This window comes from Acinetobacter gerneri DSM 14967 = CIP 107464 = MTCC 9824 (genome assembly GCF_000368565.1).
In the GTDB taxonomy this organism is placed as follows: Bacteria; Pseudomonadota; Gammaproteobacteria; order Pseudomonadales; family Moraxellaceae; genus Acinetobacter; species Acinetobacter gerneri.
The window spans coordinates 136,848-150,242 of the sequence record NZ_KB849545.1; the positions used below are offsets into that span (position 1 = coordinate 136,848).

12 protein-coding genes are annotated in these 13,395 nt (G+C 38.3%); 7 read left to right on the forward strand and 5 right to left on the reverse strand.

Going from position 1 to position 13,395, the window contains the following annotated elements; all coding sequences use genetic code 11:
* The first annotated feature begins 52 nt into the window (after positions 1-52).
* Positions 53-643, forward strand: a complete 591-nt coding sequence (locus F960_RS15730) for a L,D-transpeptidase family protein (RefSeq protein ID WP_004867374.1) — start codon at positions 53-55, stop codon at positions 641-643.
* A 45-nt stretch (positions 644-688) separates the two neighbouring features.
* Positions 689-1,063, forward strand: coding sequence for an MmcQ/YjbR family DNA-binding protein (locus tag F960_RS15735; protein ID WP_004867376.1), 375 nt, complete (start codon positions 689-691; stop codon positions 1,061-1,063).
* A 64-nt stretch (positions 1,064-1,127) separates the two neighbouring features.
* Here F960_RS15735 and F960_RS15740 read toward each other — a convergent pair whose 3' ends face one another.
* From F960_RS15740 to baeS, 3 genes are all read right to left on the reverse strand, one after another.
* The gene (locus F960_RS15740; RefSeq protein ID WP_004867378.1) at positions 1,128-2,954 is read right to left on the reverse strand and encodes a carboxypeptidase-like regulatory domain-containing protein; all 1,827 of its coding nucleotides are present in this window, start codon (positions 2,952-2,954) and stop codon (positions 1,128-1,130) included.
* Positions 2,955-3,424: 470 nt separating this feature from the next.
* Positions 3,425-4,111 carry a response regulator gene (locus tag F960_RS15745; protein ID WP_004867379.1) on the reverse strand — a complete coding sequence of 229 codons (687 nt, stop codon included), beginning with the start codon at positions 4,109-4,111 and terminating at the stop codon, positions 3,425-3,427.
* Positions 4,112-4,132: 21 nt separating this feature from the next.
* Positions 4,133-5,800 (reverse strand): sensor histidine kinase efflux regulator BaeS, encoded by a 1,668-nt coding sequence (baeS, locus tag F960_RS15750; protein ID WP_004867381.1) that lies wholly within the window; start codon positions 5,798-5,800, stop codon positions 4,133-4,135.
* A 213-nt stretch (positions 5,801-6,013) separates the two neighbouring features.
* On the opposite strand from baeS, the gene F960_RS15755 reads away from it, so the two are divergent.
* The 3 genes from F960_RS15755 to F960_RS15765 all read left to right on the forward strand — a co-directional run bounded on the left by F960_RS15755 (position 6,014) and on the right by F960_RS15765 (position 10,760).
* Complete coding sequence (locus tag F960_RS15755; protein WP_004867383.1) at positions 6,014-6,619, forward strand: hypothetical protein; 606 nt, start codon at positions 6,014-6,016, stop codon at positions 6,617-6,619.
* A gap of 314 nt (positions 6,620-6,933) precedes the next feature.
* Positions 6,934-8,736, forward strand: coding sequence for an acyl-CoA dehydrogenase C-terminal domain-containing protein (locus F960_RS15760; protein WP_004867384.1), 1,803 nt, complete (start codon positions 6,934-6,936; stop codon positions 8,734-8,736).
* Between the two features lie 242 nt (positions 8,737-8,978).
* Complete coding sequence (locus F960_RS15765) at positions 8,979-10,760, forward strand: acyl-CoA dehydrogenase C-terminal domain-containing protein (RefSeq protein ID WP_004867386.1); 1,782 nt, start codon at positions 8,979-8,981, stop codon at positions 10,758-10,760.
* Between the two features lie 98 nt (positions 10,761-10,858).
* Here F960_RS15765 and F960_RS15770 read toward each other — a convergent pair whose 3' ends face one another.
* Positions 10,859-11,272, reverse strand: a complete 414-nt coding sequence (locus F960_RS15770) for a hypothetical protein (protein ID WP_004867388.1) — start codon at positions 11,270-11,272, stop codon at positions 10,859-10,861.
* Between the two features lie 152 nt (positions 11,273-11,424).
* On the opposite strand from F960_RS15770, the gene F960_RS15775 reads away from it, so the two are divergent.
* The gene (locus tag F960_RS15775; RefSeq protein ID WP_004867390.1) at positions 11,425-11,919 is read left to right on the forward strand and encodes a phosphate-starvation-inducible protein PsiE; all 495 of its coding nucleotides are present in this window, start codon (positions 11,425-11,427) and stop codon (positions 11,917-11,919) included.
* Positions 11,920-11,957: 38 nt separating this feature from the next.
* On the opposite strand, the gene F960_RS21610 is transcribed toward F960_RS15775, so the two are convergent.
* Positions 11,958-12,572, reverse strand: a complete 615-nt coding sequence (locus F960_RS21610; protein WP_004867391.1) for an RcnB family protein — start codon at positions 12,570-12,572, stop codon at positions 11,958-11,960.
* A 360-nt stretch (positions 12,573-12,932) separates the two neighbouring features.
* Here F960_RS21610 and F960_RS15785 point away from each other — a divergent pair, with 360 nt between their 5' ends.
* Positions 12,933-13,388: a hypothetical protein gene (locus tag F960_RS15785; RefSeq protein ID WP_004867395.1), complete on the forward strand. Its 456-nt coding sequence runs from the start codon at positions 12,933-12,935 to the stop codon at positions 13,386-13,388.
* Positions 13,389-13,395: the final 7 nt, after the last annotated feature.

Consider the following 13,395-nt stretch of genomic DNA (forward strand, 5'->3'; position numbering starts at 1 on the left):
TTTTGTTTAAAAATCAGACAATTCTATTTGCTTAATTTTTATATAAATAAAGATGAAAAAATATAAATTGGTATTGGCTGCTTTGATTGTTATTTTGCTTAGTGTATCTCTCTATGCGTACAAATCTTACAATCGCTTCATTCCCACTACAAATATTGCGCTGCAAACGCTGACTCAGCAGCAAATGGCGGATATACGGAAGCAAACGCCCATCACAGAACTCCGTGTATATAAGTCTAAACGTACTTTAGAATTGGTCAGTCATGATCAAATTATCCGAACCTATCCAATGCGCTTAGGTTTCGATCCACTTGGTCACAAGAAACAAGAAGGTGATGGTAAAACGCCAGAAGGTAGATATAGCCTAGATTGGCGCAATCCAAATAGTGCTTTTTATAAGTCATTTCACATCTCTTATCCAAATGAGCAAGATAAAGCACAAGCCAAAGCCAGAGGTGTATCACCTGGCGGTGATGTGATGATTCATGGTTCAACCACTTCAAAAATCAATAACCTGCCTGAAATGATGAATTATTTACCACAAAAAGATTGGACTTTTGGCTGCATCGCTATTCGAAATGTTGATATAGATGAATTATGGACATTGGTCGATGACCATACACCGATTATCATTTATCCTTAAAATATTCACTCAAATGTCGTAGCTAACTATAAATGGATGAATTATATGAACGGATCAGATATACAACATCATGCCAAGCAATATGCCGCAACTTTACCAGCGGCAGAACTCTGCTTCCCTTTTGGCGATGAATATGCAGTCTATAAAGTCATGGGAAAAATGTTCTTACTTTGTGCCCATGTTTCCGAAGAAAAAGTCGTAAATCTTAAAGTCGATCCAGATCATTCTGAAGTACTGCGTGATTTATACCCATCCATCCATACGGGTTATCACATGAATAAACGCCACTGGATCTCAGTCTATGCTGGTGAAAAGATAGATAAAGAATTAATCGAAGATCTAGTGCAAGCGTCTTATGCACTCGTCGCAAGTAAACTCAGTAAGCTCGATAAAATAAAGCTGAGTGCTCACCAAAATTAAAAAAACTCCCAGCACAATATCCATGTAGGGAGTCTATGCAACGCTTCGCACAAAAAGGAGTCTGTTATCGGCTTGGAACGCTATCCCAACGTTCATCACCTAATGTCACTTGCAATACTGATTTAGCCAAAGAAACTGCGCTAAATACGGAGTTATCTGTTTGAACTTTCAAATAATCTTCAAAAAGCGGGAACGTCCCAGCAGTTTGTTCAATCTTAATATCATCAAGCATCCACCCTCTAAAATAGTTGTAATGTTGATCAACTGAATTAAATCTAAATTTAATCCGAACATCTTTTTGACCTACGTATTCATCAAGTGAAATCGGTTCTTGCTGAGTTAAAATCGGTGCCAAGTAATACCCAGCATTCGTATATGGAACATGATCGAGCGCTAGGCTAGACTGCGGATCCGATAATGGGTTTAAACGAGTTAAAACAAAATACGTTTTACCCCCATCTTTTGAAATCAATACATCCATGATATCAAAGCCTTTTTGGTTGGGATTTACCGACTCTATTTCCCACCACGTTTTAAAACTTAAGCTAAGTGGCTTGCTATATTGACTCAAATCTATACTCGGTGACTCTAACTCTCCAAAACTTGATTTGGTAGCCGCTGAACCATAATTCCCCGTAACAGCATCACCAAACCAATATGATGTATTACCCTCAAGAGGAGCAGAAATATTCCCCTGACTTAGATCATTTGTAGCAACAAAACTTAACAACCCTGCTGCATTATTGATAATGCTATATGGTCCGTCCAAACGATTCCAACTGACCTGAGCATTGGTTGAATAAGTCAGCCAACTATCACGTGTTTTCGAATCCGCTTCAAAATTTTCATGCCACAATACCGTTGGACTTGCTGTATATGCCTTGCTTAAATTAAAGGTATTTGCATAAGAACCAGATGCATTCACATTGACTACAAGCTCCTGTGTTTCATACCCTGCCGCTAAAATTTTCAATGTTGAATTTTCAACAACCGAAGCGAGTTTTGTAGCAACATTAATCGGTAAACTAAAATAACCATTTGCATCAGTGATTGCAGTCACATATGCCCCATTGGTTTTAGGACCCGCTGCCAATGAAACTTGAGCATTTGCCACTGGTAAATTGTCCGATACAACTTTGCCCGTAAACTGCCCGATGAGTGCATTTATCCCATCCACATCACTACAGCTTAAGTCAGTACAACTCACATTTGGATGTAGAGAAATTCCCTCCAAATAATCATTAGAAGCAATCGAAATAGCCGTGATTACCGTTTTTTGATTCATCTTGATCAGAGCAAAATACTGCCCTGCAACAAGAGGCTCTATTTCAATTTTTCCACTCTGGTCCGCAATCCACTCAGTTTGATAGTTAAATGCAGATGCTTCAGGAAGACTACTACTGTCCACAAAATACTTTTTTAAACCTTCATTTGCCGAAGCCACTGTATTTTTTAATATTTTTACTGAAACATTTTTCAATAAAATATTATTTACATCAAATACTTTCACCATCATTTGCTTTTGCAAACTTGTAAGATTACTTTCGGTTGTTTGCCCCAAGTTTTGATTAACGTCAGGTTGGCTGACTTCTGGTTTCATACCTGTTTCCACATCAGGTAAGCTGCCATTGCCTCCAGAATTATCAGTATTTCCTGTTAAAGCCCCATTGTCACTTCCTGAACCTTCAGGAGTACTTTCGCCATTTCCAACATTTACATTTTGATCTACTTCACTTTCACCCTCTGTTTGATTTCCATTAATTTCTGTATTTTGTGTCTCATCATTATCTTTAACTAATGATGTACTATCACTATTTCCTCCACCGCCACACCCCGTTAATGAAATAATACTAGAAGCTAAAATCGCCAACATAAATCGATTTTTTTTCATGATACTTCCCCATTAATTAAAAGCTTAAAACTATAAATACATTATTAAATCCAACTATTGATTAAACTACTTCTTTGGATAGAAACTTCTATCCGTCCCCATAAATATTACTATACGCCTTTTATATAAAAATAAAACATTAAAAATCACTTATTTACAAAAATAATATTTCGTGTTTTTTAAATTTTTAGTTAAATCAATCATAATATTTTCCATAAAAAGTTATGAGCACAACTATTTTCATCCGAAACTGTGAAAATTATTTATATATTTTTTAGATAAATAAAGTTTAATTTAACTTCATATTTTAGATGAATAGTTAAAGGTATTTAAGATTAGTTTGACGCTTGAAATCTTTAAAATTTATTATTTAGACTGCTTCATAGGTTTTAATTTTTTTAGCAGACTTTCTTTGAAATAAAAAAAATCGAAGATACAAATCTCCGATTTTTATAAAAGTACTAAATTTTTCAGTCGTCAGGATACTCAAATCGATAGCCTACTCCGTAGACGGCTTGTACCCATTCATGACGATTGCCTGTTTCTGCAATATCAGAAATTTTACGGCGTAAATTTTTGATATGACTATCGATCACACGATCGGCAACATCAAAACTATCTGGATTGATATGATCGAGCAATTGTACCCGTGAATAAACTTGACCCACATGCTCTAGGAACAATTCTAAGAGTCTAAATTCTGTCGGTGTCAAATTCAGTGATTTTTGTTGATACCAAATACGTTGTTGAGCTTTGTCGATTCTAAATAGATTATTGTCTTCTGGCTCAGCTTTACGGTCTAGACGGCGTAATACCGCTTGTACACGCGCCACCAATTCTTTAGGGCTGAATGGTTTACAAATATAATCATCTGCACCCATGTTAAGTCCAAGTACGCGATCAATTTCTTCAGTACGCGCAGTCACCATAATAATCGGCAAATCAGACTGTTCACGAACTTTACGACAAATCGTCAAGCCATCCATATGTGGCACCATCAAATCTAAAATCATCAGACTTGGTTTACGTTGCAAGAAGCTATCGTATGCTGCTTGACCATCATGAAACATACTGACTTCAAAGCCAGCTGCTTCTAGATAATCACGTACCAGTTCAGCAAGTTCGACTTCATCTTCAACGAGCATAATATGTTTCATCAATCATTTATCCTATGCTTTTTAAGATTTTAAATGTTTTTGGAAAGTCAGCTTACAACGCAAACCGCCCAATGGTGAATGATCAAAGGTTAATTGACCACCCAAAGCTTCCGCAATTTTACGGGAAAGTGCTAAACCGAGTCCTGTACCACCTGTACTACGTGTACGCGAATCATCCACTCGGTAAAAACGCTCACCCAAATGGGCCAATTGTTCATCGCTCATGCCTAGTGGACTATCATCAACATACACTGTCCAAGTCTGATCATCTTGCTCAGCATGAACCTCTATTTGACCGCCTGCTTCGGTATAGCGAATACAATTACCCAGTAAGTTGACCATAATTTGCTTAAAGCGATCTTTATCTAATTGTAATAAAGTCCCAGAGCCTTGTGCAGAAATCGAGAGCGAAGCCTGCGCAAATTTTGGTTTAAAGTTTTCAATCTCTTGTAATACCACACTCCAAGGATCTACCTCAGCAAAGTAACACGTTAATTGCTGCGCATCTGCCTGCGCTAAATCTGCCAAATCCTGAGTCAATTTTTTCAAACTGCTGACTTGATTAAGCATTGAAGCGAAATGCTCAGGTGTCGGTTTACGAATACCATCCTGCATCGCTTCAATTTGTGCTTGTAAAACAGCCAATGGCGTTTTTAACTCATGTGAAGTATCCGCAACCCATTGGCGGCGTGATGTTTCATGTTGATCCAAGATCACAGCCAACTGATTCAACTCTTTAGATAAATCGCCCAATTCATCGTTTCGGTTAATTTTGATTTGATGTTGATAATTTCCATCGGTCAATTCACGTGTGCCTAACAACAAACGCTGAATCGGTTTTTTGAAATAGGTTGCCAACAATAAAGCGGCTACTAAACTAGAAACAATCGTGAGAATATAAATCAATAATAAATAACGTTTTTGGTTACTAAAGAAGTTGATACTTAACGCATCATCTTCATCCAAAACGGGTTTCAAACCCAGATAACCCACGATTTCATTCTTGACCATAATCGGGCGAAAAGTTTCTTGATCTCCACCAGGTTCACCAACGATAAAATGGTGATTTACATCATACAATGCCAAACGAGAACTCAAACCCAAACGGTCTGGCATTGCAATAAAACGCTTTTTACCATTTTGTGAGGTGCTGATCATCATCCTATTTTTATTTTCTTTGGACTGTTTTTCAGGTGGCTTAAACATATTTTGGTTAGCACTGAGCGGAAAAATTAAACCTTCAAACGGTTGAAACTGCGAAGGTAAATTTTCTTCCAATATTTTTATTTCTTCTTTTTTATCAACATTTGGCTGCGTTTGCTGAGTGTCATTTGCATACTGATTGATCAAAGTATGTTCTTTAAAATAGCGTTGCTGTAATGCAATATCATACTGACGGCGCAACCACCAATGTGAGAGCTTGTCATAATCATCAGGCGCTGCTGTCCCTTCAATTTGCAAAATTTGCGCTTGAATTGCATTGCCCCAATCATTGTAAATGCCATACACGCCAGCCAAGTTTTCGATCAAACGGTCAAGCTTTTGCATTTCAACATTGGCGACATAAGAAGAAAAGTTTTTTTGCACAGTCCAATGCAATACACCCAAACTCACTGTGGTAATCACCAAGGTCGTCAGAAGTACTGTCAAAAATAAGCGTAAGGCTATTGGGACACGGCGAGCTTTCAAAATATATTCTCTCGTTGTTTTCTAAAATAGTGACTAAGCAATAAAGATTCTTTCAGCTTAATCCACAATTAGGATAAAAAACATTTAAAAATGTCGACTACGTCCATTGTAACCAACACTCATACAAAAAACCCTCCATTGTTTCTTCATCATTATTATCTAATCTTTAAAGCATCAAAACGAATATGCTTAGATCCTTCGGAGATAATCACAATGAACAATATGGCAAAAATCGCGCTTGTTTCTGCTAGTGTTTTAACTATGGGTGCATTAACTGCTTGTCAATCCAATCCGGGGCCGAAAGACAAACAAGATGGTCGTCCTATGATGCATCATGGACACCACGAAAAAATGTCGCCTGAGCAACGTGAACAGTTTAAACAAATGCGTGCAGAACGTCATGAGTTTAAAAAACAAGCTAAATCTGCATGTGATAATAAAGCTGCGGGTACTGCGGTTCAAATTAAAGTTGGTGATAAAACAATTGATGGTACTTGTTCAATCAATTTCCGTCCTGACCGTGGTGCAATGAAAGACATCCGTATGGCAGATCATAAAGATTTTCAGTTCAAACGTGGTCAAGAACTTACAGCTGAACAAAAAGCACAAATGGAACAATTCCGTGCGGATCGCCAAGCAAAATGGGCAGCATTACAAAGTGCTTGTACAGGTCAAAGCAATGGCAAACAAATCCAAGCTAAAATTGATGACAAACTCATCCCTGGTACATGTTTTGTTCATTTCAAACCAGACGCTCGTCCAGACATGATGGGTGGACCAATGGGTCAAGCGCCAGCACCACAAGCGAACGCAAATTAATTATATCTGTTCCTCATCATCCCTCTCTCCCAATATCAAAGACGCTAGATGCGTCTTTTTTACTGGACATATCTTTTTACGATTTTGACAATTTGTTTCATTCATTTTTACTGAAAAGTATTTACACTCAATACACTTAGCTGTATCTGGTAATTTTTCTTTGACTTTACAGTCACAGAGAAATCACCAAGAAATACTTGTACGACCAAATAAGATGTAGCACGATGTAGCAGAACAAATATGTGTCATAGATGACACGACTCTCTCTTGATTAAGATTATAAATCTGGTTTAACCAGTATTGAGGAAATCGATATGCCACAATACAAAGCACCCTTACGTGATATGCAATTCGTTTTGCATGAATTATTAAATGCTGAAGAACACTACTCAAAATTACCTGCATTCAAAGACAACGTAAGTCGTGAATTGGTTGATCAATACTTAGAGGCGGCAGCAGATTTCTGTGAGAATGAACTTTCTCCTCTCAACCAAATCGGTGACCGTGAAGGCTGTAAATGGAATGATGGCGTTGTTACAACCCCAACAGGCTTTAAAGAAGCATATCAAAAATACATCGAACTCGGTTTCCCATCTTTAGCCGTTGCTGAAGAACATGGCGGTCAAGGTTTGCCGGGTTCACTTGCAACGTCTATTTCAGAAATGGTCGGTGCTGCGAACTGGGCATGGGGCATGTACCCAGGTCTTTCTCATGGTGCAGTTCGTACCATTGAACATCACGGTTCTGCGGAACAAAAAGCGACTTATTTACCTAAACTTGTTTCAGGTGAATGGACAGGCACAATGTGCTTAACAGAATCTCAAGCAGGTTCTGACTTAGGTATTATCCGTACTAAAGCTGAACCAAATGCGGATGGTAGCTATGCAATTTCTGGCGAGAAAATCTTTATCTCTGCTGGTGAACATGACATGGCAGACAACATCGTACATATCGTGTTGGCTCGTCTACCAGGTGCACCTAAAGGTACTAAAGGGATTTCATTGTTCATCGTGCCAAAATTCAATGTAAATGCAGACGGATCGATTGCTGACCGTAATGCAGTACGTTGTGGTTCAATCGAACACAAAATGGGTATCCATGGTAATGCCACTTGTGTCATCAACTTTGACCAAGCAAAAGGTTTCTTGATTGGACCTGAAAACCGCGGTTTACACGCAATGTTTACATTCATGAACACCGCTCGTATTGGTACTGCTGTTCAAGGCTTAACAGCTTCTGAATCTTCATTCCAAGGTGCACTTGTTTATGCAAAAGAACGTTTGGCAATGCGTTCACTTTCTGGTCCTAAAGCACCTGAAAAAGAAGCAGATCCAATTATCGTTCACCCTGCTGTACGTAATATGTTGTTAACACAAAAAGCATTTGCTGAAGGTGGTCGTGCATTGGTTTACTTCCTTTCACAATATGCTGACACTGTTGAGCATGGCGAAACTGAAGATGAACGCAAATATGCTGACAGCATCTTGTCATTGTTGACTCCAATTGCAAAAGCGTTCTTAACTGAAACGGGTTATGAAGCTGCAAACAAAGGCGTTCAAGTCTTTGGTGGTCACGGCTTTATCTCAGAACATGGTATGGAACAAATCGTGCGTGATACACGTATCTCTTGTCTATACGAAGGTACGACTGAGATTCAAGCACTCGATTTGTTAGGTCGTAAAGTTCTACAAACTCAAGGTGCTATGCTTCGTGATTTCACAAAAATCATTTTCAAATTTACTGAAGCAAATAAAGACAATGCGGATTTGAAAGAATTAGTTGAACCACTTGCTGCTCTTAACAAAGAGTGGGGAGATTTGACGATGCAAATCGGTATGAAAGCAATGCAAAATCCAGATGAAGTCGGCGGTGCTGCTGTTGATTATCTATATTTCTCTGGCTATGTAACGCTTGCATACTTCTGGGCACGTATGGCACTTGTAGCACAACAAAAACTAGCTGAAGGTTCAACTGAAACTGGTTTCTACAATGCAAAACTAAAAACAGCTCAGTTCTACTTCAAGAAAGTATTGCCACGTGTTCGTGGACATGTTGAAGTCATCGCTGGTGGCTTAGAACCGTTGATGTCATTGGATGCTGAAGATTTCGCATTCTAAAAAACTGGACTCATAAGTACAGTATTTGGGAAAGGACGGTCATAGCTTTGGCGGTCCTTTTTCTTTATAAAGTACAACTGAAAATATAATGCTTAGGGATAGCGCGCTTTATGCTGCAGATTAATGTATATTTTTAATCTAAATATAAAATACGCTAAACTTTAGTCGTCTAACACCGACCGATAGCAAAAGATTAGACTGATTCAAGTATCTTGATTCAAACAAAAAATAGGTAACTGAAAATGCCAATTTATAATGCGCCACTCGCGGACATGCGTTTCATTTTAAATGATGTATTTAATGCAGAACAATTCTGGCAATCAAATGAAAAACTAGCACATGTTGATGCTGCAACAGCAGAAGCTATTTTAGAAGAAATGGCTAAATTTGCGCAAAACGTCACTCTACCAATCAACCGTACAGGTGATGAAGAAGGTGCGCACTATGAAAATGGAAAAGTTACAACCCCTGCTGGCTTTAAAGAAGCTTTCCGTCAATACGCTGAAGGCGGTTGGATCGGCTTAGGTGCTGATGAAGAATGGGGCGGTCAAGGCATGCCAAAAATGCTGACTGTACTTGCAGACGAAATGCTTTTTGCAACAAACCCATCTTTCATGCTCTACCCGCTCCTTTCTGTTGGTGCTGGTATGGCGCTGAACAGCTATGCATCACAAGAACAAAAAGAGACTTATTTACCTAAAATCTATACAGGTGAATGGTCAGGTACAATGTGTTTGACAGAACCACATGCAGGTACTGATCTCGGTATTATCAAAACTAAAGCTGAACCAAATGTGGATGGTTCGTATAACATCACAGGTACAAAAATCTTTATCACTGGTGGTGATCACGATTTAGCTGAAAACATCATTCATTTAGTCCTTGCTAAAACACCTGATGCTCCTGCTGGTTCACGTGGTATTTCATTATTTATCGTACCTAAATTTATCGTCAATGCAGATGGTTCATTGGGTGAACGCAATGCAGCAGGTCCGGGTTCTATCGAACATAAAATGGGGATCAAAGCATCTGCAACATGTGTAATGAACTTCGATGGTGCTAAAGGTTATCTCGTTGGTCAAGAAAATCATGGTTTAGCAGCAATGTTTGTCATGATGAACTACGAACGATTATCTATGGGTATCCAAGGCCTAGGCGCTTCAGAATTTGCTTATCAAAATGCCGCTCAGTATGCGACTGACCGTGTTCAAGGTCGTAGCGCAACTGGAGTAAAATCTCCAAATAAACCAGCGGATAGCATTTTAGTACACGGCGATGTACGTCGTATGCTTTTAAACGCACGTGCGAACAATGAAGCTTCACGTGCATTTGCAGTCTATGTCGGTCAACAACTCGACATCACCAAGTTCTCAACAGATAGTGAAGCTGTCGCTAAAGCCAACAACCGTGTTGCTTTGTTGACTCCAATTGCCAAAGCCTACCTCACAGATACGGCTTTTGATGCAGTGATAGATGCGCAAATGTGCTTCGGTGGACATGGTTATATCCGTGAATGGGGTATGGAACAATGTGTTCGTGATCTACGTATTGCTCAGATTTATGAAGGTACGAATGGCGTTCAATCTCAAGATTTGATCGGACGTAAAACCATTAAATGTAATGGTGAATTTATCGCAGAATACATCAGTGAAATCCGCGATTTCGCCAATGATCTAGGTACAGAATTAAACTTCATCAAAGATGCAACACTCGATGTAGCAACTGAAGTGGACATGATTACTCAATATATCATTGAACAAGCGAAAGAAAATGCTGATTTCGCCAACGCTGCTGCAGTAGATTATCTACATGCTGTAGGCTTGTTGAGCTTCACTTATATGTATGCACGCATTGCCAAAGCGGCTCAAGCAAAATCAGGTGAGTTCTACCAAAACAAATTGGCATTGACACACTACTATATCCAACGTGTACTGCCAGATCTATCTTCACGTATTTCAAGAATCAAAGCTGGTCCTGAAGTGATCATGAACTTTAGCGAAGATTATTTTACCAATCAGGCTTAAGTACAGATCACAAAGCTGTTTTGCATAATCCTCTATTTTAAAAATACCCCTGAACATGTCAGGGGTATTTTTTATCACTTTTTTATTTAGCCACGTTTTTAATATTCTTTAGAACCATCTGGACTGGTCTTAAAGATCTCAGGCAGTTCAGCATTTTCAGTAAAACCACCTCCTTTGAAAATGTTGACCACTTCAATTTTTCCTAAAATTTGCTGATTAAACTCATCTAAGCGTTCAGCAGGAATCCACATTTCCTGACAAAAATCATCACCAACCGTATGAATTTCAAATTGAGCTAAATACTCATCGCTTAATTCAAAACGCGTAACATAGCCGATATAACCACTGGCTTGATCTTTGGTATTCCAATCTAATGCAATTTTTTCGGCATATTTTTGATTAAGTACAGGATAAAAAATCGGTTGCCAATACAAGCGTGGTGGAAAAGCCTGAAAATTTGCAGACTCAATTAAACGATATTCAAATAATCCGACGGGGCGATATAAATACATAGGTGTCCTTATTTTTATCAAAATTGCTCTTTTCAATTATTTTAAACGAGCAACAACTATTCGCAAAATTTTATTTATTTCGAGCTTCACTTTCATGTGCACGAAATTTGCATACGGTTAAATACTGTTATGAATCACAAATGGTGGATATGATGAATAGAGCACCCCGTACCAAAAGATTTGAAATAATCCTAGATCGATTTGGCAATCTAGCAGTGGAAACATTTCATTATATTGCATTATTTATTATTGGCTGTTTGATCACATGGTCGGCCGTACATACTTTGATTGAAATTTTAACAGTTAAACGATATGCCAGCATTGATGATATTTTATTGTTATTCATCTATTTAGAGCTAGGCGCAATGGTTGGAATATATTTTAAAACCAATCATATGCCTGTTCGCTTTTTGATTTATGTTGCCATTACAGCACTGACACGCTTATTGATTTCAAATATTCAACATGAACATAAAGCCAGTATGGATCTGGTGATTATTACAGGGTCTATTTTAATCTTGGCTGCTGCAATTTTTGTTGTTCGATTTGCCTCGTGGCATTACCCATCGGTCATCAAAAGTAAGCACCAAGAACGCCCACTGGCCCGTGGCACAACACCCCGCCCTGAGGATGATGAGTTGGCATAAAAAAGTGGGAATCTCCCACTTTTCTGATTTGACGATACTTAGTAATAATTACCACCAAATAAAATTTGGGAAATAATACCAGTCGCCAATGCCACTAAAATATAGTTTCCATCTACATTTGCCCAACGATAGCCACGTGGTGGCTCATTAAGATGGTAATTTTGCCAATCATTTACATAATATCGAGTAGTACGGTACATCGTTGGCAAACGATCACCTGTACGATAAATCACTCGATCACGATACGCATCAGATCCACGATTTACATAAGTGTAGCGGTCACGATCTGAGCCATAACGATAGTTGTATTGGTTTTGATTGTGGGCGTTTTGGTTGTTCCAATTTTGACTGTTCCAATGCTGGTTATTCCAGCCTTGATTGTTGCCAGTTCTGTTCGACCAAGTTTGGTTATTTGCTGTTTGCCCACGCCAATTTTGTGCTTGATTGCCTTGTTGTTGCCAACCTGAATGAGTATTCCAAGCTTGGTTTTGCGCTGGACGACTACCTTGAGAAGAAGCATAAACATTGTTCGAACGTGGCTGAGCATTGGAATTTGAACCGCGATCATTTCCCCAAGATGGGTCTGCCAAAGCTGACATAGAAGCGGTCAATGCACAAACCGAAATCACGCTGATAAAAAGAGACTTGTTCATAAATATTGCCTCATGAAGTTATGATTACAAGATACGCCTAGATATTGTAGAAATCATGAATGACTCATTATTTAGTCAAATATTCTTATAAGCCTCTTGTTTTTATTATTTTTTAATTTACAAAATAATATTGGATATACAGAGCTGACTTTGTACTCTGTTTTTAGATGAAAATTAACATAATCTTTTTCACTCTAAATCATGTGATTATTTTCTTCCTTTTTTAATCTTAACGTTGAAACCATTTCAAAAATTATTCTCTTTCTCTTGCGTAGATTTTATTTATCCGCAGCACAATTTTTGCTGTAGTGCTGAATCTGTTATATTTGCTTTAAATTATCAATGATGTGGTTGTATGTTATGGCTGAGATGAGTTTTGATCGCCTATATCAATTTTTTTCTAAAGTGCCGAGTGTCGGAGAAAAATTTATTGATTCTCATGGAACAGATGGAAAACATGCTTGGTGGTTTAAATTTCAGATCGATATTCAACATCCTTTGGCTTGGCAAACAGTACAAGAATTGGGGCATGTTTTAAATTATCTTTCAACCAATGAACGTCTACCGACTTTATTTTTCCCTGTATCACCTCCACCTTATATGAATGGTGAAGCCAAAGACTTTTTGGCATGGGTGATTCAATGTAACCACCCTGATTTCAATGCTGATGTAGTCTGCGATTGGCTTGAAGCACGTTTACCAAATCCAGTTGATGATGAAACACAATGGAAAATCAAAACTGATTTATCTGAGTTGGATAAAATTTCAGACAAAGATTTGGATAAAATGGTGCCGCCGAATCCTGAAAAACATTAATGTTTCA